At 71.7% G+C, this 23,323-nt stretch carries 12 protein-coding genes; 7 read left to right on the top strand and 5 right to left on the bottom strand.

The genetic code is table 11. The annotated features are described in order from the left end of the window. The first annotated feature begins 14 nt into the window (after positions 1-14). Both DP939_RS39325 and DP939_RS39320 read left to right on the top strand, forming a co-directional pair. Positions 15-5,339: a non-ribosomal peptide synthetase/MFS transporter gene (locus tag DP939_RS39325; RefSeq protein ID WP_158578941.1), complete on the top strand. Its 5,325-nt coding sequence runs from the start codon at positions 15-17 to the stop codon at positions 5,337-5,339. Positions 5,340-5,528: 189 nt separating this feature from the next. Further along, positions 5,529-8,780 carry a non-ribosomal peptide synthetase gene (locus DP939_RS39320; protein WP_158578940.1) on the top strand — a complete coding sequence of 1,084 codons (3,252 nt, stop codon included), beginning with the start codon at positions 5,529-5,531 and terminating at the stop codon, positions 8,778-8,780. 41 nt (positions 8,781-8,821) lie between these two features. On the opposite strand, the gene DP939_RS39315 is transcribed toward DP939_RS39320, so the two are convergent. Then, complete coding sequence (locus DP939_RS39315; protein WP_225878770.1) at positions 8,822-10,141, bottom strand: MFS transporter; 1,320 nt, start codon at positions 10,139-10,141, stop codon at positions 8,822-8,824. 397 nt (positions 10,142-10,538) lie between these two features. On the opposite strand from DP939_RS39315, the gene DP939_RS39310 reads away from it, so the two are divergent. From DP939_RS39310 to DP939_RS39295, 4 genes are read left to right on the top strand one after another with little or no spacing between them, the layout of a single operon-like run. Next, a complete protein-coding gene (locus tag DP939_RS39310; RefSeq protein WP_113985933.1) occupies positions 10,539-12,878 on the top strand; it encodes a type I polyketide synthase in 2,340 nt (779 codons plus the stop codon). Next, the gene (locus DP939_RS39305; RefSeq protein ID WP_113985932.1) at positions 12,875-14,440 is read left to right on the top strand and encodes an amino acid adenylation domain-containing protein; all 1,566 of its coding nucleotides are present in this window, start codon (positions 12,875-12,877) and stop codon (positions 14,438-14,440) included. Before DP939_RS39310 ends, DP939_RS39305 begins: the two co-directional genes overlap by 4 nt. After that, entirely contained in the window at positions 14,437-16,212 is a 1,776-nt protein-coding gene (locus DP939_RS39300) for a condensation domain-containing protein (protein WP_113985931.1), read from the top strand. The genes DP939_RS39305 and DP939_RS39300 overlap by 4 nt, the downstream gene beginning before the upstream one ends. Beyond that, positions 16,209-16,529: a phosphopantetheine-binding protein gene (locus DP939_RS39295; protein WP_113985930.1), complete on the top strand. Its 321-nt coding sequence runs from the start codon at positions 16,209-16,211 to the stop codon at positions 16,527-16,529. Before DP939_RS39300 ends, DP939_RS39295 begins: the two co-directional genes overlap by 4 nt. Here the strand turns inward: DP939_RS39295 and DP939_RS39290 are convergent. Further along, the gene (locus DP939_RS39290; RefSeq protein ID WP_158578939.1) at positions 16,514-17,455 is read right to left on the bottom strand and encodes an AraC family transcriptional regulator; all 942 of its coding nucleotides are present in this window, start codon (positions 17,453-17,455) and stop codon (positions 16,514-16,516) included. The genes DP939_RS39295 and DP939_RS39290 overlap by 16 nt on opposite strands. Before the next feature lie 121 nt (positions 17,456-17,576). On the opposite strand from DP939_RS39290, the gene DP939_RS39285 reads away from it, so the two are divergent. Beyond that, a complete protein-coding gene (locus DP939_RS39285) occupies positions 17,577-18,233 on the top strand; it encodes a GNAT family N-acetyltransferase (RefSeq protein WP_199565708.1) in 657 nt (218 codons plus the stop codon). Between the two features lie 70 nt (positions 18,234-18,303). Here DP939_RS39285 and DP939_RS39280 read toward each other — a convergent pair whose 3' ends face one another. From DP939_RS39280 to DP939_RS39270, 3 genes are all read right to left on the bottom strand, one after another. Next, positions 18,304-19,536: a cytochrome P450 gene (locus DP939_RS39280; RefSeq protein ID WP_147268315.1), complete on the bottom strand. Its 1,233-nt coding sequence runs from the start codon at positions 19,534-19,536 to the stop codon at positions 18,304-18,306. Between the two features lie 30 nt (positions 19,537-19,566). After that, entirely contained in the window at positions 19,567-21,834 is a 2,268-nt protein-coding gene (locus DP939_RS39275; protein WP_199565707.1) for an alpha-N-acetylglucosaminidase, read from the bottom strand. A 156-nt stretch (positions 21,835-21,990) separates the two neighbouring features. Next, positions 21,991-23,199, bottom strand: coding sequence for an ROK family transcriptional regulator (locus DP939_RS39270; RefSeq protein WP_113985926.1), 1,209 nt, complete (start codon positions 23,197-23,199; stop codon positions 21,991-21,993). Positions 23,200-23,323 lie beyond the last annotated feature (124 nt).

The following is a 23,323-nucleotide window of genomic DNA, read 5'->3' as shown; positions in this document are numbered from 1 at the left end:
CCGGAGGACGTCCTGTGCGCGACCTGACCGAACTGCCTGCGACACCGACGACGATCCCCGTCGTGCCCGACGCGGAACCCGTGATGTCATTCGCCCAGGAACGCCTCTGGTTCATGGACGCGTACGCGCCGGGCACGACGGCGTACACGATCCCGGAGGCCTGGCGGCTGCGCGGCGCGGTCGATCCGGCCGCGCTCGCCGCGGCGTTGAGCCAGGTCGCGGCCCGGCACGAGCCGTTGCGGACCCGCTTCCCCGCGACCGGTGACGGCCGGCCCGCCATACTCGTCGACGATGTCGACGGTGCCGGCGCGATCCCGCTCACCACCGCGGAGGCCGGGTCCGACGACGAGGTGGGGGCGCTCGTCGACGCTTTCATGGCCGAGCCGTTCGACCTCGCCGCCGGCCCCGTGGCGCGGGCGATGCTGATCAGGATCGCCCCCGACGAGCACGTGTTCGCGCTCGCGGTGCACCACATCGCGGCGGACGGCTGGTCCACCGAGCTCCTGCTCGGCGAGGTGCTGGCCTGCCTCGCCGGCGATCCGCTGCCGGACCTGCCGGTGCGCTACCGCGACTTCGCCGCGTGGCAGCGCGCCCAGCCCGGCACCGAGCGCGATGTGGCGTACTGGCGCGAGCAACTCGCCGGCGTCACGCCGCTGGAGCTGCCGACCGACCGGCAGCGGCCACCGGTGCCGACCTACACCGGCGCCGCGCACGAGTTCTCGGTGGCGCCGGGCGGGCTCGGCGAGTTGTTCCGGTTCGGGCGCGAGCACCGGGCCACGCAGTACATGGTGCTGCTCGCGGCGTTCGCGGTCCTGCTGGGCCGCCGGGCGCGGCAGGACGACGTCACGATCGGGTCGCCGACGGCCGGCCGATCGGTGCCCGAGCTCGACGACCTCGTCGGCTGCTTCGTCAACATGGTGACGATGCGGGTGGACTTGTCGGGCGACCCGACGTTCGCGGAGCTGCTGCAGCGGGTCCGCGCCACGGCCGGGCACGCGTTCACCCACCAGGACCTGCCGTTCGAGCGCCTGGTCACCGAGCTGAACGTGCCGCGTGAGGTGTCACGTTCGCCGCTGTTCCAGGTGGTCTTCTCCATGCAGAGCTATGAGCCGGCCCTGCCGGGCACCGCGTCGCTCACCGCCACCGCGGACGTCGCCCTGTCGCACTGCGTGACCCGGTTCGACCTGGAACTCCACACCGCCGGCGACGGCGGCTTCATGTTGATCTACAACACCGCGCTGTTCGGCGCGGACTCGATCGCGCGCATGGCCGGCCACTTCCGCGTTCTCCTGGAAGGCATCGCCGCGGACCCGCACGTCCCGATCTCACGCTACGAGCTGCTCACGGCCGACGAGCGCGCGCAGCGCGCGCACTGGAACGACACCGGCGCCGACTTCGGCGCCGACGAGTGCCTGCACGCCCCGGTCGAGGCGCAGGCGCGCAGGACGCCCGACCACCCGGCCGTGCTCCACCCCGGCGGCCGCCTCTCGCACGCCGAGGTCGATCGGAGGGCCGATCACGTCGCGGCGCGACTGGTCGCCTCCGGGGTGACAAGGGGCGACCTGGTGGCGGTCGTGATGGAGCGTGGATGGGAGCAGGTCGTCGCCGTACTGGCGATCAACAAGGCCGGCGCCGCCTACCTGCCCGTCGACGCCGATCTGCCCGAACGCCGCCGCGACGAGCTCATCGCGCGCGGCGGCTGCACCGTGGCGCTCACCCAGCCGGCGCTGTGTTCGCGGCTGACCTGGCCGGACGGGCTGACGACGCTGCCCGTCACCGAGGCGTCGGGCGGTTCCGCGCCGGCCTGCCCCGCCGAGCCCGGCGACCTCGCCTACGTGATCTTCACCTCGGGCTCGACCGGTACGCCGAAAGGCGTGATGATCGAGCACAAGGCCGCGCTGAACACCGTCCGCGACATCACCGGGCGGTTCCGGGTGGGACCCGGCGACCGGGTGTTCGCGCTGTCCGCGCTGAGCTTCGACCTGTCGGTCTACGACGTCTACGGCACGCTGGCCGCCGGTGCCACGCTGGTCATGGGACGGGCCGCGGAGGACAAGGACCCGGCGGCGTGGGCCCGGATCGTCACGGACCAGCGGATCACCGTGTGGAACTCGGTACCCGCACTGATGGAACTGCTGGTCGAGCACGCCGAGCGGGAAGGCTCCGACATCAGCTCGCTGCGGCTCGTCATGATGTCCGGCGACTGGATCCCGCCGGCGCTGCCCGACCGCATCCGCGCGCTCGCCCCGTCCGCCGAGATCGTCAGCCTCGGCGGCGCGACCGAGGGGTCGATCTGGTCGATCTTTCATCCGATCGGGCACGTCGACCCGTCGTGGACCTCGATCCCGTACGGCCGCCCGCTGGCCAACCAGCGGTTCCACATCCTCGACCCCGGGATGTGCGACGTCCCGGCCGGCGTGCCCGGCGAGCTGTACATCGGGGGCGCCGGAGTGGCGACCGGTTACTGGAAGGACCCGGAGCGGACCGCGGCGGCGTTCGTCACGCACCCGCGCACCGGCGCCCGCCTCTACCGGACCGGCGACCTCGGCCGGTACCGGCCCGATGGGGTGATCGAGTTCCTGGGCCGGGCCGACGCCCAGGTCAAGATCCGCGGTTACCGGATCGAGCTCGGCGAGATCGAGGCGCACCTGACCCGCCATCCCGAGGTCGCCGAATGCGTGGTGACCACGCACGGGACCGGCGGCCTCGCCCAGCTCGTGGCGTACGTCGTGGCCGAACCCGGACACGCGCCCGACCCCGGGCGGCTGCGGTCGCACCTCGCCGCGGCGCTACCGGCCTACATGGTCCCCAACGCGTTCATCACGCTGCCCCGGCTGCCGCTGACCGCGAACGGCAAGGTGGACCGCGGGCGGCTGCCCGCGCCCGACGCGCCCGCCGGCCGGGACACCGGACGGACACCACCGCGCACCGACCCGGAGCGGGCCGTCCACGCGGTGTGGGCGGACGTACTCGAACAGGCCGACGCCGGGATCGACGACGACTTCTTCGACCTGGGCGGCCACTCCCTGCTCGCGATCAAAGTGGTGGAACGGCTGCGGCGCTCGGTGCCCGGCGGCACCGGGATCGCCGTGATGGACCTGTTCACCCACCCGACGATCCGGCGGCTCGCCGCCCTGCTCGACGGGACCACGACGGCGGCGCGCGGGATTCTCCACCGGCTGACCCCGGAGCCGACGGCCGGGCCCGAGCTGAGCTACGTCGCCGTTCCGTACGGCGGAGGCGGCGCGATGGTCTACAAGTCGCTGGCGGACGCGCTGCCTGCCACGTACGCGCTGTGGTCGGTCGCCATCTCCGGCCACGACGCCGGGATCGACGAGCCGCACGCCCCACTTGAGGATGTCGCCGAGCGGTGCGTGCGGGAGATCCAGGAGAAGATCGCCGGGCCGATCGCGCTGTACGGGCACTGTGGTGTCGGCTCGGCGCTCGTCGTGGAGATCGCCAGGAGGCTGGAGGCGGCCGGCCGCGTCCCGGAAGCGGTCTACATCGGCGCGATCTTCCCCTTCGCCCGGCCGCGCCTCGGCCTGCCCGCCGCGCTGGGCCGGCTCACGAACCCGGACGCGTGGCGCAGCGACCGCTCCTACGCGGACGGGCTGACCTCGCTCGGGCTCGACCTGAGCGACATCGACCCCGCGCAGGCGCGGCGCATCGTGCGCAACACCCGCCGCGACACCGAGGCGGCGGAGGAGTACTTCACCAAGCTGTTCGACAGCTCGGTGGAGCGGCTACGGGCGCCGATCATCAGCGTGGCCGGGGAGCACGACCCGGCGTCCGAGTACTACCAGGAGCGCTTCCGCGAGTGGCACTTCCTCAGCGACACCACCGCCGTGGTGCTGCTCGACGAGGCGGGCCACTTCTTCCAGAAACACCGCGCCGCCGAGCTCGCCGAGATCGTGACGACCACCCATCCGGCCCTCTCCACCGGAGAGCCGGTCGGCGGGGACGGGTGGCGGCTGCTCGACGTCTCGCACGCGGGGCCGCCGGATCCGCCCAGCGGGCCCCGGCCTGGCGTGCGCCGGTTCCTCGCGGTGGCGTCGGGGCAGCTCCTGTCGATCAGCGGCTCGATGCTGACCGTGTTCGCGATCCCGATCTGGATCTACCTCGTCACCGGCTCACTCGTCGAGTTCGCCCTGTCCGCCGTCGCCGGGGTGGTACCCGGGCTGCTCATCGCGCCGGCCGCCGGCACGGTGGTGGATCGCGGCAGCCGTCGCACGATCATGCTCGCGGGGGCCGCCGGCGCGGGTGGGGTCCAGTCGCTGCTCGGCCTGCTGCTGTGGACCGGAAACCTGCAGAGCTGGCACGTCCATCCGCTGCTCGCGTTCCTGTCGGCCGCGCTCACGTTCCAGCGGCTCGCCCACGACTCCGCCGTGCCGCAGCTCGTCCCCAAGCGGTACCTCGGCCACGCCACCGGTCTCGTCCAGATGGCCACGGGGGCGAGCCGGCTGATCGTGCCGATCGCGGCCGCCGGGCTCATGGCCGTCGTGGGGCTGGAGGGCGTCCTCGTCCTCGCCGTACTGAGCCACGCGGTCGCGATCGCCGTCACGCTCCTGGTCCGGTTCCCGCGCACCATGGCGTGGCGGCGAGGGGAGCCGCTGACGGCCGAGATCAAGGCCGGGTTCCGGTACTTGTGGGACGACCCCCGGTTCCGCCGGATGCTGATCTTCTTCGCGGTGCTCAACGTCTTCCTGTCGCCGCTGTTCCTGCTGATCCCACCGCTGGTCCTCGCGGCCGGAACGCTCACCGACGTCGGCTGGATCCTGCTCGGCTCGGGACTGGCGGGCGCGCTGGGCGCCCTCGTCATGACGATGTGGGGCGGCCCGCCGCGACACCGGATGCGCGGCGTATTGCTGTGCACGCTCTGCCTGGGCGTGTTCGGCCTGGTGACCGGCCTGCGGGCGGACCTGGTGACGATCGGCATCGGCGTGTTCGGCATGACGCTGTCGCTGACGCTGCTCAACGGGATCCATGCCGCGATCGTGGAGGTCAAGATGCCGCAGCGGTTCCACGGCCGGGTGCTCGCGCTCAACACGATGATCTCGTGGCCGGCGCTGCCGATCGGCTTCGGCCTGGTCGCGGCCTGCGCGTCGATGCCGTTCGAGCCGCTGCCGGCCGCAGGCGCGGTGGCGGGCGGCGGGCCGGGTCAGGGGATCGCGCTGCTGTACGTGCTGTTCGCGGTGGTCATCATGTTGCTGGCGGTGGTGGCGCTGCGCTCCGGGCTGCCCCGGCTCCTCGACGACGGTCCCGACGCCACCCCCGATGACCTGATCGGGCTCCAGGCGCTGGGCCGCGCTCCGTCCCCGGCTACCGGCCGCCTCCATTGATATTCAAGAAATCTGTCATTCAAGTCAGATTAATCCTCCGAATTTTCAGATAAAAGTACGTGGCTGGAATTTTGAACGGAGTCGAGGGAGGAATGTACGTTGGGACAGCGAGATTCTGACGGCCATGTAAATGGAGTGCATGGCCCGGGGCAGAAGGCTTTCGAGCCGGGCGCCGACGCCGGGATCCCCTTGTCACTCCAGCAGGAACAGATCTGGTTCCTGCACCGGCTCGCTCCGGACGGCATCGCTCACCATGCGCAGGCGACGATCCGGGTCGTCGGCGCCTTCGACCTCGACCGGCTCGATCGTGTCATCACGGAGATCAGCCGGCGGCACGAGGTACTGCGCACCTCATACCCGGAGATCGGTGGTAAGCCGCGGCAGGTGGTGCACCCGCCGCAACCGGTCCGGGCGAGGCGGCTCGACGTCGGCGACACCCGCGAGGGACGGCAAAAGCTGCTGGACGAGATCGTGGCCCGGGAGATGCGCAGGCCGTTCGACATCGAACACCTGCCGCTGATCCGCTGGACCGTGGTGCGGCTGTCGGCGGAGGAGCACGAACTCATCGTGGTGGAGAACCACCTGCTGCGCGACCGGTGGTCCTTCTCGCGGTTGATGCGCGAGTTCGAGACGCTGTACAACGCGTTCGCCGAAGGCGCCGGGTCGCCGCTGGCCGAACCGCCCGTCCAGTACCGGGACTTCGCATGCCGGCAACGCGCGGCGCTGGAGACCGCGCCCATGCAGGCGCAGCTCGCGTACTGGCAGAACCGGCTCGGTGACCTGCCGCCCCTGCTGGAGTTGCCGATAGACCACCCGAGGCCCGCGATCCAGAGCTTCCGCGGGAAGACCCTGCGGGTGGACCTGCCACCGGGGCTGCCGGCCGGGCTGCGCGCATTCTGCCGATCTCACCGGGTGTCGTTGTCCAGCACCATGCTCGCGGCGTTCTACGCACTTCTGTACCGATACACCGGGCAGCGGGACATCTGCGTCGGGTCCGCGTTCGCCGGCCGGCAGGCACCCCTGACCGAGGACCTGATCGGAATGTTCGCCAACACGGTGCCGTTGCGGTGCGACGTCGACGCCACGCTGAGCTTCGCCGACCTGGCCGAGCAGGTGCACGGCGTCGTGCTGGACGCGACGGCGAACGAGCTGCTGCCGTTCCCTGAGCTGGTGCGGGCGCTCAACCCCGACCGGGAGCCGGGCCGCAACCCGCTGACCGACGTCCTCTTCAGCGTCGACGACTTCACGATCCCGGACCTCGACCTCGCCGGAGCGACCGGGACGATCGTCGAGCACGGGAACGGCGGGGCGAAGACCGACCTGAACGTCGTGGTGATCCCGCGCGCGGAACGGCGGGGCGCTGACGCCGAACAGGCCGACGGCCGGATCACCATGCTCTGGGAGTACGTCGCCGACCTGTTCGACGACGCGACCGTCCAACGGATGGCCGACGCTTACCTGCGGCTGCTGGCCGATGCGATCGCCAGGCCGGCGGCGCCGCTGTTCCAGCTGGCCGTGCTCAGCCCGCGGGATCGCGACATGGTGCTGAACGACTGGAACCCCGAACGCCATCCCCCTGCCGACGTCGGCCCGCTCGTCCATCACGCGGTCCGGGCGCAGGCTCGGAGGACACCGGACGCCCCGGCCATTCGCGACGGTGCCCGCGAGGTCGGCTACGCCGAGCTGATCCAGCACGCGGACGCGCTGGCCGGCATCCTCCGCGCACGCGGTGTCCGGCCTCGGACGGTGGTGGGCGTCTGCCTGCCGCGCGGCGCGGACCTGGTGATCGCCGAGCTGGCCGTGCTCTGCGCCGGGGCCGCCTACCTCCCCCTGGACCCGGAGAATCCGCCCGCCCGCCTGGCAGACCAGTACGCCGCCGCCGGCGCCGTTCTCATCATCACCCACAGCGCGATCGCCGACCGCCTCCCCGGCGATCTCGAACGGCTGTCGATGGACCGGCTGCCGGACGCCGCCGATGGGGCCGACGCCGGTCCGCCGGACACGACGACGCACGACGACCTCGCCTATCTCATCGCGACCTCCGGTTCGACCGGCCGGCCGAAGATCGTGATGGTCGAGCATCGGTCGCTGTCCAACGTGGTCACCTGGCGTTCGCGCCGCTGTGGCCTCGGGCAGGACGACCGGATCGCCCAGGTCGCCTCCCCCGGGTTCGACACCTCCGTGACCGACATCTGGCCCACCCTGGCCTGCGGCGCGACCCTGTACGTGCCGGACCAGGACACCCGGCTCGACCCGGAGCGGCTGCGCTCGTGGCTGGTCGACGAAGGGATCACCGTGACCGAGCTGCCGACGGCGCTGGCCGAACGCGTGCTGGCGTTGACCTGGCCGGCCGAGCCGGCCCTTCGGGTGCTGATCACCGGGGGTGACCGGCTCCGGGTCCGGCCGGCCGCCCATCTGCCGTTCCGGGTGCTCAACGAGTACGGCCCGTCGGAGACCACGGCGACCGCGACGGCCGGGTACATCGCCCCCTGCGCAACCGTGTCCGGGCCACCCGACATCGGGCGCCCGATCACCGGCGTCAGCGTCTACATCCTGGACGCGTGGCGGCAACCGGTACCACCCGGGGCGACCGGTGAGCTGTGGATCGGCGGCGTCGGCGTCGCACGCGGCTACCACGGTTCGGCGGAACTCACCGCGGACCGCTTCGTCCCCGACCCGTTCTCCGGTGTCCCCGGGGCGCGGATGTACCGCTCCGGCGACCTGGCCCGGCATCTCCCGAGCGGGAAGATCGCCTTCCTCGGCCGCCGGGACCGCCAGATCAAGCTGCGTGGCTACCGGATCGAACCGGCCGAGATCGTCGAGGCGCTGCGCGCCCACCCCGCGGTCATCGACGCGGTGGTGCTGGCCACGACCGACGGAACGGGGGAGAAGCGTCTCGTCGCCTACCTTGAGGCGGCGGACCGGCCGGCGCTGCGGCAGCGGCTGCGTGAGCACCTGGCCGACCGCCTGCCGCGATACATGATGCCCGCCGATTTCGTGCTGCTGGACTCGTTGCCGCTCAACCGGAACGGGAAGGTGGACGAGCGCGCTCTGCCGGCCCCCGGACCGGCCGAGCCCGACCCCGACTTCCGGGCGCCCGGCACCGATACGGAACGGTGGCTCGCCGGGGCCTGGCGCACGGTGCTGCGGCTGGAACGCGTCGGCCTCGACGACAACTTCTTCGACATCGGCGGGCACTCGCTGCTGCTGGCCGAGGTGCAGCGGGAGCTCGCCGGGCGGGGTCACGACCTGTCGATCGTGACGTTCTTCGAGTATCCGACGATCCAGCACCTGGCGAGGTACCTGGACGAACGCGACGCGGTCGCCGCCCCGGATGCCGGCTCCGATGCCGACGAGTCCGGCCGGGCCGCACGGCGGAGTGCCGGGCGCGCTCGCCTGGACCGGCGCCGGGCGGCCCTGCGCTCAGCCGAGCCGGATTGACACCGGGATCGACACCGGGATCGACACCGGGATCGACACCGTCACGGCCGGTCCGCCGGGGGTTCTTCCGGGTGGATGCGGGAGGGGCCGGCCGTTGTCTCCGCGGCCGGCTGCTCCGCACTGTGGTGGACGACCTCGCGAAGCCCGGGGATCTTGGACAACAGCGGCGGCAGGATGGACAGGGCGTTGAGCCCGGCGGCCATCCAGAACACTCCCGGCAGCCCGACGTACTCGACCAGCAGTCCGCCGCCCGCGGCGCCCAGCGGGATGACGCCCCAGGTGGCGAACCGGAACACCGAGTTCATCCGCCCCAGCAGGTGCGGCGGTGTGACGGCCTGGCAGAGGCTGACCTGCAGGACGTTGAAGACGAACGCGCCGAGGTACGCGACGAACATCCCCATCGCGAACGTCACGGGCCCGATGGACATCGGCAGGATCGCCGAGCCCGCGGTGAACAGGACGATCGAGACCATGAAGGCGGTTCCGGTGCCGAAGCGCCGTGCGAACGGCTCCGCCACGAGCGCCCCGAGCACGCCGCCGCCGTTGCCGACGGCCAGCGCGACACCGATCGCCACGGGGCCCATGGAGTGCACCTCGGCGGCGTAGACGACCTGTAGGGCCTGGATGACCGCGGACGCGATCTCGGCGAGCGTGGCGCACAGCAGCAGCGGGCGGATCAGCGGGTGACCGAAGACGAAGCGCATGCCCTCGCGGATGTCCCGGCCGAGACCGGCCTCGTCGACCGGCCGGTCCACCGGTGCGGGCCTGCGGACGCGGAGGACGCAGTAGGCCGACAACAGGTACGTGACCACGTCGGCGAGCACCGCGAGCGGGGCGGTGAGCAGCTGCACCATGAGACCGCCGACGGGCGGGCCGCCGATCTGGGAGACCGAGCGGGACAGCTCCAGCTTGCCGTTGGCGTCCACGAGACGGTCCTCGGCGACCAGCGCGGGCAGGATCGACATCTGCGCGACGTCGTAGAAGAGCGTCCCCAGTCCGATCAGGAACGTGACGACGTAGAGCAGCGGCATGGTCAGCACGTCCAGTGCCAGCGCGACCGGCACGGCGAGCAGCGCCGCCACCCGCAGCAGGTCGGCCCCGACCATCACCGCGCGCAGCGGCAACCGGTCCACCCAGACGCCTGCGGGGAGACCGACCAGCAGGATCGGCAGGTACTCGACCGCCCAGAGCAGGCCGATCTCCGCGGGTGACGCGCCGAGGGCGAACAGCGCCACCAGCGGGAGGGCCAGCAGGGTGATGCCGGTGCCGGCCAGGCTCACGGTCTGGGACATCCAGAGGTTGCGGAAGTCCGCGGCGCCCCACAGGCTCCGGCGCGGGATCGCTCGCCGGTCGGTCGTCATCCCGGGCACCGGTCGACGGTCGTATCGGGCATGGTGTCCTTCAGGGTGGGAAATGCGAGACGAAAAGCGCCTTCGGCGTCTCGCGCGTGTTCAACGGCTCGGCGATCTGAATTCGCGCATGGCGAATCAGACGAAGATCGGCCGGCGGGCGAATTTCAGTAGACCGAGTGGGCCGAGTATTTGTCAAGACGCCCGGCGCGGAATGGTTGATTCGGTCAGTGCGACCCTCCGGCGTCATCGGAAATTAGTCCGACGTTCACCCACTCCCTATCTGTGATGGCGCGGGCGCATGGTTACGCTGATGATCGCCGTCCCGTACAGGTCGCCGGTCATTTCCTGCCCGACATAACTTCCGTCGCGCTGACGTCGCGATCGATTCCGACGGAGACTGAGTCATATGAGTAACGACGACGTTGACGAAAGCGGTTTCGTCGCCGTCACGGCCATGGCGGGTCGTTTTCCTGGAGCTTCGGACATCGAGACCTTCTGGGACGACCTCTGCAACGGCCGGGAATCGGTGTCGGTGCTGTCCGGCCAACTGCCGGCTGCGGCAGCCGGGTACGTGCCGTCCTACGGACTGCTGAGCGATCCGGAGCTCTTCGACGCCGGCCATTTCGACTACTCGCCCGAGGACGCCCTGATCATGGATCCGCAGCACCGGTTGCTGCTGGAGTGCGCCCACGAGGCCCTTGAGCGGGCCGGGCACGGCGGCCCGGAACGCCTGCCCACCGGCGTGTTCGTCGGCGGGTCCGTCACCGACCACGGAGCCCTCGTCCGGGCATGGGGGCACGCCCGGGGCGTCCCGGTGTCGGAGACCCGTGTCCAGCAGGCGAACGACATCGACTTCCTCGCCACCCGGATCGCCTACAAGCTGGGCCTGACCGGGCCCGCCATGGCGGTGCAGACGGCCTGCTCCTCGTCGCTGGTGGCGGTCCACGTCGCCATCGGTTCGCTGCTCGCGGGCGACTGCGCGATGGCGGTCGCCGGCGGCGCCTCGGTGCCGGCCGTGATTCCGGCGTTGCGGCACGACCCGGACGACATCTTCGCCGACGACGGGCGGTGCCGTCCGTTCGACGCGCACGGCCGTGGCACCGTGCGGGCGAGCGCGGTGGGCCTGGTGGTGCTCCGTCCGCTCGCCGAGGCGCTGGAAGACGGTGACCACGTGCACGCGGTCATCCGCGGTACCGCGGTGAACAACGACGGCCGGCGCAAGATGGGCTTTCACGTCCCGAGCGTGGCCGGGCCGGCCGGGGCCGCCCGCGCCGCTCAGCTCGTGGCCGGTGTCGGCGCCGACGAGATCGGCTACGTCGAGGCGCACGGCACCGGCAGCGTGCTCGGTGACCCGGTCGAGGTCGCCGGGTTGACCAAGGCGTTCCGCCAGAGCACGGACCGGACGGGGTACTGCCGGATCGGATCGGTCAAGGCCAACATCGGCCACGCCGACGCGGCCGCGGGCATCGTGGGACTGATCAAGACGGTGCTCTGCGTGGAGCATGGCGTGCTCCCCGCCAGCCTGAACTTCAGCGAGCCGAACCCGCAGATCGACTTCGCGTCCTCCCCGTTCGTCGTCAACGACCGGACCGTCCCGTGGGAGTCCGGGGGGCGGGCCCGGATCGCCGCCACGAACGTGATCGCGTTCGGCGGTACCAACGCGCACGCCGTGGTGGCCGAGGCGCCGGCCGCGCTCCCGACGACCCCGGGGCGACCGGACCACCTGCTGGTCTTGTCGGCCCGGACCCGGCCCGCGCTCCAGAACGCCGCCCGCAGGCTGGCCGACCACCTCGAACGGCGCCCGGACGCCGATCTCGCCGACGTCGCCTGGACGTTGCAGACGGGCCGGGCGATGCATCCCGAACGCCACTTCGTGGTCGCCGCGGACGTGCCCGAGGCCGTTGCGGCCCTCCGCGGGAGCCCGCCGGCCGAAAGCGGCCCGGGGCACCCGGGCCGGCTGCGCACCGTGTTCGTCTTCGCCGAGCCCGGCGGCGACCGCACCGGCTCCGTCGCCGCGATCCACGGCACCGAGCAGGTGTTCCGCGCCCATCTGGACGAGATCGCCGAAGCCGCGCACCCGCACCTCGGCCACGACCTGCGCCGGGCGCTGCTCGCGGTTCCGGGCCCGGAGAGCACGCCCGCGCACCTCGCCGTGCAGTACGCGACGGCCAGGCTGCTGATGTCCTGGGGCCTGTACCCCGACGCCGTGGCCGGGCAGGGGCGCGGCGCCCGCTGCGCGGCGGCCATCGCGGCGGAGCTCGGCCCCGCCGACACCGCCCGCCTGCTCGTCACGCCCACCGGAGCCGACGCGGATGTGGTCGCCGGAGCGCCGGCGCGGCCTGGCGGGCCGGTCCTCTGCGACGTCGAGGCGGCGTTGGACGGCGCACCGCCGGGGCAGATCATCGTGCACATCGGGGCGGAGCGACCGGCGGCGCCTGCCACCGGCGTGGTCGAGCCGGTGTACGTCGACGTCCTGGACGAGCCCGGCCGGTCACCGGCCGGTTTCCGGACGGTGCTCGCCGCGGCCGGCCGCCTCTGGGCGGCCGGGGCGACGGTCGACTTCGCGGCCCTGCACGCGGGCGAACGGCGGCGCCGCCTGCGCCTGCCCACCTATCCGTTCGAGCGACGTCCCTACCTGGTGCCCCGCCACCCGGCGACATCGAGCGAGCCTTCGGATCCGCGCGGCGATCTCGGACCGGACGCCCCCGGCCTGGTCCAGGCGACGACTGAGGAGTGGCGTAAATGAGTCCCGATTCCGACACCACGGTCCTGGTGCTGCGCGCGGTCGCCGAGCACGTGCGGCGGACGCCGGACGCCGAGGCGGTCCGCTCGGCCCACGAGGCCCTCGACTACCGCACCCTGTGGGAGCGGTCCGCGCAGGTCGCGGCGCGGCTCGCGCAGCTCGGCGCCGCTCCCGGCACGCCCGTCGGCGTGCATCTGGAACGGTCGGCGGACCTGGTCGTGACGCTGGTCGGGGTGCTGCGCTCCGGCTGCGTCGCGGTGCCGCTGGACGTCGGGTACCCCGCCGAGCGGCTGCGGTTCATGTGCGCCGACGCCGGTGTGAAGCTGGTCGTCGGTCACCAGGGCCCTCTCTCCCGGCTGGGCGGCTTCAGCACCGTCGCGGCCGACCGGGAGGTCTGCTACGCCTCCACCGGTCCGGCCCGGCCCGTGCCGGACCCGGCTCCGGCGTTCGAGGCTCCCGAGGTGACCGGCGACGACATCGCCTACATCGTCTACACCTCCGGGTCCACCGGCCGTCCGAAGGGCGTGCGCTACGCGCACCGCAACCTCGCCAACCTCGTGTCCTGGCAGGCAGATGCCAGCGGCTGCGGGCCGGGCGACCGGACGCTGCAGTTCGCCCCCGCGTCGTTCGACGTGACCTACCAGGAGGTGCTCACCGCTCTCGGGGAGGGTGGCACCGTGGTCTGCTGCGACGAGGACGAGCGGCTGGACCCGCAGTTGCTCTGGGACCTCATCGAACGCGAACGGGTCAACCGGCTCTTCATCCCGTTCGTGATGATCCAGTCGCTCGCCCTGTTCGCCGACGAGGCCACCCCGCGGCGGCACCCACTGCGCGAGATCCTCACGTCGGGGGAGCAGGTGCAGTGCACGGCGGCGGTCCGGGCGATGTTCACCCGGCTGCCGGACTGCCGGCTGGTGAACCAGTGGGGCACGACCGAGACCCACGTGGCCACCTGGTACGAGCTGCCCGCGGACGTGACCACCTGGGCCGACCTGCCCTCGATCGGCAGGCCGATCACCGGCACCGGCGTCCGGGTCTGCGATCCGGACGGCCGGCCGGTGCCGGACGGCGAGGTGGGAGAGCTGTGGATCACCGGCGCGGCCGTCGGGCCCGGTTACCTCGGCCTGCCCGAGCGCACGGCGCGCAGCTACCGCACCGACCCGCTGGACCCGGCGGTGCCGGCCTACCGCAGCGGCGACCTCGGCCGGGTCACCCCGGACGGTCTCCTCGAATTTCTCGGCCGGGAGGACACACAGGTCAAGGTGCGGGGATTCCGGATCGAGCTCGGGGAGATCGAGAGCGTACTGGCCGCCGACCCGTCCGTCGCGCAGGCGGTGGTGGTGGTCGCGGGCTCCGCGGCCGAGGAGCGGAACCTCCGCGCGTTCCTCGTGCCGAAGTCGGCTCCGGAGGACACCTCGGCCTGGACGGCGGGTCTGCTCGCGGGCCTGCGCGACCGGCTGCCCGCGTACATGGTGCCGGTCCGGGCCGACGTCGTCGGGTCGTTGCCGCGCACGCCCAGCGGGAAGGTCGACCGGCTCGCCCTTGCCACCGAGGGGGCGGCATGATCGAGAAGATCACCGCGGCGGCGCCGGACCACATCCCGGCGCTGGACCGGTCGGCGGGGCCGCCGCCGCTTTCGGGTGCCCAGCGGGCGCTGTACCTGGTCGAACTGCTCCACCCGGGTACGCCGATGTACAACATCACGGTGGCGGTCCGCCTGGAGGGCCCGCTCGACGTTCCGCGGCTCCGCAGCGCCATCGCTCGCGTCGTCGCGCGGCACGACGCGTTGCGCACGACCTTCGTGCGCGGCACCGCGCCGCCGTTCGAACCCGTCCAGCGGATCGGCGCCCCGGACACGGAACTGCCCGTCGTCGCGCTGGACGCCGACAGGACCGAGGACGTGGACGCCGCGGCGCTCCGCGCGGCCCAGCCGTGGGCCGACGAGCCGTTCGACCTGGAACGCGGACCGCTGCTGCGCACGCGGTTGCTCGTGGCGGGGCCCGAGCACCACCTGCTCGTCGTCACGATGCACCAGCTCATCTCGGACGGCCCGTCGCTGCAGGTGTTCTTCGACGAGCTGGCGGAGGAGTACGCCGGTGGGCCCGAGCGTGCCGCGCCGGCCCTCCAGTTCGCCGACTACGCGGCCTGGCAGCGGGCCCGTCCCGTCGACGCCGAACAACTCGGCTGGTGGCGGAACCGCCTCGCCGGGGTCCCGACGGTGCTGCGGCTGCCGACCGACCGGCCCCGTCCGGCGGTCGCCGGCCCGCGCGGGGGCAATCACCGGCACACGCTGCGCGCGGCGGTGATGGGACCGGCGTTGCGGCTGGCGCAGGACCTGCGGGTGACACCGTTCGTGCTGGTGCTGACCGCCTACGCCACCTTTCTCTCCCAGCTCGCCGGCGCCCGGGACGTGCTGGTCGGCGTCCCGGTGAGCGCCCGCGACCGCGCCGAGCTCGAAAGCGTGATCGGGTTCTTCGCCACGACGCTACCGGTGCTCGTCGAGGCCCACCGCGACCGGAGCTTCGCCGACCTCTGCCGGTCGGTCCAGTCGGAGCTGCTGGACGTCCTGACCTACCGTGACGTGACGATGGAGCAGCTCGCGCAGGAGCTCGCGCCCGACCGCGACCCCGGGCACGCCCCGCTGGTCCAGGCGTTCTTCTCCTTCGAGCAGGAGCCGATCGTGAGCCCGCGCCTGGCGGGGCTGCGCGCCACGGCCATCGACCTCCCGCCGACCGGGGCGAAGGTCGACCTCGACATGCTGGTCTTCCGCTCGGCCGGGGGCGGGGACGACTTCGACCTGACGCTCACCTACCGGGCCGACCTGTTCGAGCCCGCCACCGTGGCGCGGATGGCCGCGTACTTCGAGCGGCTGCTGGTCGCGGCCGTCGCGGATCCGGCGGCCCCGATCCGGTCGCTGCCCGGCCCGGCCGAGGTCGTCGTCCCCCGGCCCCCGGGTCCGGCGGCGGCGACGGCGGTGCCCCGTCCCCTTCTCACGACGTCGGACCGCGTCGGCCTGGAGCAGAACCTCATCCAGATCTGGCGGGAGGTGCTGGGCCGCGACGACATCGGCCTCGACGACAACTTCTTCGACCTCGGAGGCACGTCCTTCGCCCTCGCCGCCGTACACACCCTGATCGGTGCCCGCACCGGAGAGGAGACGTCGCTGGTGTCACTGCTGGAGTTCCCGACGATCGCCACGCTCGCGCGGCACCTGGCCGGCGACCCCGGAACGGGACACGCGGTACCCGAGCCGCCCGACCGGACGCGTGCGGCCCGGCTGCGCGACCGCCGGAACCGGCTGCGACACCTTCGGTCCGGGCAGGGGAGCGGCGAGTGAGCGAGTACTCCGAGAGGGCCGAGACCTCCACCGCCGAGGACGAGTCCGCCGATGTCCGCACCGGAACCGCCGGCGTCGTCGCCGCCATCTGGTGTGAGCTCTTCGAGGTGCCGCGAGTCGACCCCCACGACGACTTCTTCGCCCTGGGCGGGCATTCGATGCTCGCGGTCCGCATGGCGTCCCGGCTGCGGACCGAACTCGGATTCCGCGTACCGGTGCGCACCATCCTGGAGAACCCCACGGTGGACGGCCTCTCCCACCTGCTGGCCGAGGCCGCCGAGTCCGCACGGGACGGTAATGATCAGAAGCGCTCCTGATCTGTGGGTTCAGGGTTCGAGCCCCCGGCGCTCCACCACTCCACCCCGCCCGGCCACTTCCTGTCGGGGAGGTGTTCGTGGGACGGCACTCCTCCTTGGCCCGCGTTGAGAAGTGCGCGGTGGGCCTTCGGGGTGGTGTGCTTCACCTCGCGGAAGCGCCGGTTGAAGTTCGAGAGGTTGGGGAAGCCGCATCTGGACGCGATGGCCGCGATCGGCAGGTCTGTGTCGTGCAGGAGGCGGCACGCGGCGTTGAGGCGTACGACGGTGATGAACCGGGTGAGGGTGAATCCGGTCGATCGGGAGAAGAGCCGGCTCGTGGCGCTCGGGTTCATTCGTACGGCGTCGGCGATGCCCTGGAGGGTGATCTGTGAGCGGTAGTGTTCGTGGACGTACGCCACGATCGTCCCGATTCGGCGGGCGATGGCTGTGCCGGACGCGGACTGGCCGGGGGCGAGCCGCACGTAAGGGCCGCGGCCGAGGGTGACGAGGACGTCCAGCAGCGCGACGGTCTTTTCCGCGGGTGTGAGGTCATCGAGAGTCGCCAGCGCGGGCGGCACCTCGGCGAATCGGAGTCCGTCGGCGGAGGCGTCCAGGAGCGCGGCCACGTCGGCGAACACGGGCTGATCGAAGAACCCCTCGCCGAGAGCGTCCCTCGTGAACTGCACGACGATCGTCTCGATCGGCCCGGCTTCGGGGATCGATGCGTACATATGGGCCAGATGCGGGCCGATCAGTACGAGGTCGCCGGGCTCGAACTGATCGATCGAGTCACCGATGACCCGGGTGCCTGCTCCGCGCACCATGTACGTCAGCTCGAACTCGGGATGGACGTGGCCGCTGCGCGGCGGGAACCAGGGTGCCTGGAGCCGGAAGTGCCGCCAGCCGAGCGGGTAGAGCGGCTCAAGGTGCTCGTAGACGACCGACATCCACGCCCTCCCTGATCGGGCAAAGATCGTACCGATTCCGACAAACCACGGCGTTGTCGCACGACCTCGGATCCCCGACGCTGAACACACAGGCGTCAGGTACGAAAGGTCGGCGATATTCATGAACGACGTCGCACAGGCGGAACTCGGCGGAACCGGCGGGCTGACGATCCGCCCGTACCGGCCCGCCGATCGCGATGATGTGGCGGACGTCTGCCTCCGTACGGGGGCGAGCGGCGCCGACGCGACGGGGATGTACTCCGACGACACGCTCGTCGCCGACGTGGCCGCACTGCCGTACCTGGAGTTCGCGCCCGACCTCGCGTTCGTCGTCGACGACGGGGAGCGCGTCCTCGGCTATGTCATCGGCGTCGCGGACACCGCCACGTTCGTCGAATGGTGGGAACGGCACTGGACGCCCGGGTTCGCGGAGAGGCATCCGCAGCCGGGCCCTCCGACCGGCCACGCGCCCACGAGCACCGAGGAACTGCTCGTCTGGGTGGGACTGCATCCCGAGGTGACCCGCATCCCCGAGATCGCCGACTACCCGGCGCACCTGCACATCAACCTGCTGCCCGAACTGCAGGGCCGGGGCCTCGGCAGGCGTCTCGTCGACACGTTCCGCGGGGCGCTGGCCGAGCGCGGGGTGCCGGCGCTGTACCTGGGCGTCGACGCCTCGAACACGGGGGCATTGGCGTTCTATGCTCGCCTCGGCTTTCATGAGCTGCGATCGAGCACACCGGAGCATCCGCTGCTCGGCATCGCGACGGCAATGTGAGGAGACTCGTCCGTGGCGCCGGGTGATCCGGTGGCCGGAACCGATCCGGCCACCCCCCGGGTCAGGTCGCTCACCCCCGTTCGGGCCGCTGGTCCCAGGTGACGCGGACGGCCCCCGGCGCGTAGGTCGGCAGATCACCGGCGAACGCCATCGGTGCGAGCTGTTCGGCCTCGACCAGGCGCAGTGCAGGCAGTCGTGCCAGCAGCCGGGTGATCGCGTCGGCGATCACCACCCTGGCCAGTTGCTGTCCGATGCACGCGTGGACCCCGTGGCCGAAGGCGAGATGGCCGGACGCCTCGCGCGTCACATCGAAGGTGTCCGGGTCGGGGAACCGCTCGCCGTCCCGGTTGGCGGCCACCGTGGACACCCAGACCGGTTCGCCCTTGCGGAAGTCGATCCCCTCCAGGGTCACGTCCTCCGCCACGGTTCGCGGATGGGTCGAGACGAACATCGCGTGGAACCGCACGAACTCCTCGACCGCCGCCGGAACGCGCTCGGGCTCGCGCCGCAAGGTCTCAAGCTGGCCGGTGTCCGACAGGAGCGACACCATGATCGTCCCGATCATGTACGCGATCGCGTCGCGTCCCGAGCCCATCAGCACCGTGGCGATCCCCAGCCGCTCGGGTCCGGTCAGCTCCGAGCGCAGGAGATCGCTGATCGTGTCCTCGCCGAGGTCGGTGGCCTTCAGGTCGAGTACGTCGGCCGCGAACGCCACCATGTCGCCGAACCGCAGTTCCTCGGTGGCGAAGATCGCGGCGAACTCCTCGGCCTTGGCGTCCGGGATGCCGAGGACCCGGCAGTGGGCGAAGACCGAGACCGGGACGGCGAAATCCCCGAACAGATCGGCGGTGGGCCCGGCGGCGAGGATCTCGTCGAGTCTCCGTTCGATGAACTCGCCGATCGCCGTCCGTTGCCCCCGTACCGCGCGGACCGAGAAACGCCCGACCGCCGCCCGGCGGATCCTCGTGTGCTGGGGCGGGTCGAGACCCAGCACGTTGCCCACCATCAGGGCGTGCCCCTTCTCCGCGTCGATCGGCTTCCCCATCGGCAGTTGTGTGGGTCCCAGCGGGGTCCGCCGGTCGGACATGCTGAAGCGGGTGTCCACGAGCACCTGGCGGGCCAGCTCATATCCGGTGACGAACCACCCGATGTTCCCGTCCTCGGCGGTGATCCGGGTCGCCGGCGCCTCGGCACGCCACTGCGCGAACTGCGGGGAGGGCCGGAACGGCGTGCCGTCCGTGGGCATCACCGGCGGATGCTGGTAAGGACATCCCATGTCCTGGGTGTTCAGATGTGTTGTCATACGGCAAACCGCCTTTCTCTGATATCCGGCCTATTTCGCCGAGGTGAGCCGTTCGGCGATCTCAAGTACGGCCTTCGCAGCCGTCCTCAGGTCGCCGTGCGGGCTGCTCGCGTACCGGGTGCCGCCCCGGATCCACTGGTCGGCGAACCGGTACCAGTCGATCGGCGTCGTGGCCTCCCCGGTGAGGACGTTGCGGATCTGCGCCAGCCAGGCCGTCCACCGGGAGCGGTAGTAGTCGCCGACCAGGCCCGACCAGCCGCGGTTGCCGTAGTCGACCAGGAAGGTGGAGTCCGCATAGCCCCAGGACGTCAGCAGCCGCTTGGCCTCCTCCGCGAGATAGTCGCCCTCCTCCGCCGTCGAACCCCACGCGCGGGCGTCGTCGAGCCATCGTCCGAGGAGGAAATGCTCATTGGTGCGCAGAACCGCTTCCTGGGCGTCGATCAGCTCCAGGTACTCGGCCACCCGCTCGTCGTAGGAACCGACGTCGCCCGCCTCGGCCGCCTCGGCGATCGCCCGCAGGCCCGCGCGGGCGGCGTCGTCGGCCACCTGGCGGGCGACGTCGGCGAGGTCGTACGCGAACCCCGTGGTGTGCAGGGAATCGGCGGCGGCCAGCAGTTCCCGCAGGGCGGGGATGAGCGCGTCCTCCGGGTAGGGCAGCGCACGCGGCCCCACCATGCTCGCCTGGTTGGCCTGCATGCTGGGGATGGCCGCGATCACCGAATCGGTGCTCCCGGCCGGCATGACGGGGACGTCCAGCGAAGAATCGGTGATGTTCATCGCCGCGAACGGCGTCTCTGTGGCGAGTTCCTTGCCGAAATCGGCCGCATCGACCGGGTTGCCCGCCATGGCCTGCTGCGACTCGGCCGGAGTGGCGGCCGTGCCGTCGTGCCGCCACGGCCCGTAGGCGGTCTCGATCAGGGTCTGCCACGCGGCGCGCGCGTGTTCGTCGGTGGCGGCGTACCGGGCGGTCGTCCACTCGTCGAGCCAGGGGCCGATCTCGATCTCGCCGTCGGCCCACGCGAGATCGCTGAACAGGTCCCACAGCACCGGGTTGTTACCGAGGCCCTCCGCCATGTTGGTCAGGCCGGTGAGACGGGACGGCTCGGCGTCCGCATTGTCCACGGCGTCCGCGGCCCAGCGCTTCGGCGTCGCGGCGACCGCCGCCACGTCTCCGTACAACACCGTCCGGCCACCGTAGTTCGGCAGGATGCCCAGCGCCCACTTCGCGTCCAGGAAGCCGCCGTTGGCGTCGGCGGCGTCACCGGTCAGGTCGAGCACGAGTACCTGGGACAGGTCGATCGCCTCGAGCAGTTCCCGGCGGGGGTTGCCGAGCCAGGCCTGCAGGACCCATGTGGAGTCCGGGTCGGCGGCGATCATGGCCCGCTGCACCCCACGCGCGGCCTCCCCGAGGTCGACCCCGCCGGTCGTCCCGCCCTCGTGCAGCAGGTCCACCGCCCACAGCCCGCTGGGACCGAACGCCGAGCGTTGCGCCGCGTAGAACGTCGCGGCGACCGCGGCGTACTCGTCCGAGGTCGTGTCGAGCCAGTCCGGCCGCTCCGGCCCGGCGACGTCCAGGAACCAGAGCCCCTGCCGCACCACCCGGGCGCCTTCGTTGCGCTCGCCGAACTTCGGCGGGACGGCGCCGCTGAAGCCCGGGAAGATCGGCGTGATGTCCAGCTCGCGCATGCGCCCGATGACCTTGCGGGCCAGGTCGGCACGCTTCTCGACCAGCGCGCGCGTCGTGCCCCTGCCGAAGTTCTGGATGCTGTTCAGCCACAGCCACGGCTGGTGCGACGGCGGCCCGAGCCACTGCAGGACCTCATCCTCGGTGTACCCGAACCGCGTGAACGTCTCCAGGTAGACGGCTTCCTGGCCGAGCGTGACATGTGCGGCGTTGATGCCGCTCGCGGCGAGCAGGTCCAGTTCGGCTTCCCACTGGTCCCAGTCGAAGTACGGGGTCGTGTACCCCGACACCGTGAGGTTGTAGGCGACGCGCAGGCCGAGCCGGGCCCGCCGCTCGACCACCACGTCCGCGGGCAGGTCACGGTCCACCGGACGGGTGCCGAACCGCGACACATGGGCCACTCCGGTCCGGCGGGCGAACGCGGCGTACCCCGCGACGGCCGCCCCCGCGCCCGACGCCTCGACATGCAGGTCCCCGTCGGCGGCCCAGACCCGGAACCCGTCCCCGAGGTCGGGATCGGCGACCACATGGACGCGGTCGGCGGCGAGACCGCTGAGTCGCCGGATGGCCGCAATGGCGCTCGTGGCCGCCGTGTGCGCGGATACGTCGTTCACAAGATGTTCTTCCTGTCGAGGATGGGTCGTGGCCCAGCGGGAACACGTACCTCAACCCTCACGGGGCGGCGACAGTGTGAACAACGCCTCTGATGACCGGTTCCGATACTCCTTTTGCCCGGAAGGGGACAGGGGCCGGCGGAACCGCCGGGCACGTCAGCCGGAGAAAGCGGTACTTCCGCTCGCGACGAGCTTGTCGATGGCGTCGACCTGCAGCGTACGGTCGAGGATCAGGTCGACGCCGCCGAGGATTTCGGCGTCGGCGCCGGCGGTGCCGACCCGCACGTCGAGCGCATCGGTGACCACGGGAAGACACTGCTGGAACACCGCGCCACGGATCGCGGCGACGAACGGCGGTACCACAGAAAGCTGCCCGCCGAAGGTGATCAGGTCCGGGTTGAGGAAGTTGACGACGTAGGACAACCCCTCGCCGATCAGCGCACCTGCCTCACGCAGCCGTTCGATCGTGCGCGCGTCGCCGGCGCTGGCGAGGGTGACGAGGTCGGTGGTCTCGCCGATGTCGTACCCCTCCTGACGGAGCCGGGCGACGACCGCCGCGCCTCCGGCGACCGACTCCAGGCAGTCCGGAGTGCCGCACCAGCAGTGGATCGCCGAACGACCGGACGAACGGGAGTGGCTGACCTCGCCTGCGGCGCCGCTCGCGCCCGGATACAGCCGTCCGTCGATGACGACCCCGGAACCGATCCGGCTGCCGACCTTCACCGCGAGCATGTGCCGCAGACCGGGCGCGACCGAGCGGAATTCCCCGAGAGCCAGCAGGTTCGCGTCGTTCTCGATCGACACCGGTAGCTCGGTGTGCTGCTTCATCAGCTCATAGAGGTTCTGCTGGTCCCAGCCGGGGAGCTGGGCCGAGGACGTCACGCTGCCCAGCCGGGAGTCGATCGGAGCCGGTACGCCCAGCGTCATCCCGCGCACAGAACCGACGCCGATACGGGCGTCACCGAGCGCGATCAGGGTCCGTTCCCAGATGGTGCGCATCGCCGCGCCCGGGCCGAGTGTCACGTCGATCGGGCATTCGGCCACCTGCAGCAGCCGCCCGACCAGGTCGGCGACCGCGAGGCGGAAGTGGTGCGTGCCGAGCGCGACCGACACGACCGCTCCGGCGTCTCCCCGCACGCGCAGGGAGCGCGGCTGCCTGCCACCGGTGGCCCGCCCGCTCGTGCTCTCCTCGACGAGGCCGGCCGCGATGAGTGAATCCACCCGCAGGGAGACGGTGGACGGCGCGAGCCCGGTGTGCCGGGAGATCTCCCGCCGGGTGGTGGCGACCCTGCGGCGGATGAGATCGAACACGGAGCCGATCGACGCAGGCGGCTCGATCCGCGGCGAGCGTGGACGGTCGGTCATGCTTTCACCCTAGGCCGACCAGGCTTTGCATGAAAATCGGCCACCAGGCCCCCAGGGCCGGAAGATGCGTTACCCCGCCGCGGTCGGGCTGAACGTGAAACCACTCTCCATCGTTCAAAAATCG

Source organism: Spongiactinospora rosea (genome assembly GCF_003315795.1).
In the GTDB taxonomy this organism is placed as follows: Bacteria; Actinomycetota; Actinomycetes; order Streptosporangiales; family Streptosporangiaceae; genus Spongiactinospora; species Spongiactinospora rosea.
This window is presented reverse-complemented; position numbering and strand designations above follow the sequence as displayed.

What these genes read in the sequence shown, in the direction of transcription:
- DP939_RS39315 (WP_225878770.1), bottom strand. Translation starts at nt 10,141, where the DNA reads ATGACGACCGACCGGCGAGCGATCCCGCGCCGGAGCCTGTGGGGCGCC.
- DP939_RS39310 (WP_113985933.1), top strand. Translation starts at nt 10,539, where the DNA reads ATGAGTAACGACGACGTTGACGAAAGCGGTTTCGTCGCCGTCACGGCC.
- DP939_RS39305 (WP_113985932.1), top strand. Translation starts at nt 12,875, where the DNA reads ATGAGTCCCGATTCCGACACCACGGTCCTGGTGCTGCGCGCGGTCGCC.
- DP939_RS39300 (WP_113985931.1), top strand. Translation starts at nt 14,437, where the DNA reads ATGATCGAGAAGATCACCGCGGCGGCGCCGGACCACATCCCGGCGCTG.
- DP939_RS39290 (WP_158578939.1), bottom strand. Translation starts at nt 17,455, where the DNA reads ATGTCGGTCGTCTACGAGCACCTTGAGCCGCTCTACCCGCTCGGCTGG.
- DP939_RS39285 (WP_199565708.1), top strand. Translation starts at nt 17,577, where the DNA reads ATGAACGACGTCGCACAGGCGGAACTCGGCGGAACCGGCGGGCTGACG.
- DP939_RS39280 (WP_147268315.1), bottom strand. Translation starts at nt 19,536, where the DNA reads ATGACAACACATCTGAACACCCAGGACATGGGATGTCCTTACCAGCAT.
- DP939_RS39270 (WP_113985926.1), bottom strand. Translation starts at nt 23,199, where the DNA reads ATGACCGACCGTCCACGCTCGCCGCGGATCGAGCCGCCTGCGTCGATC.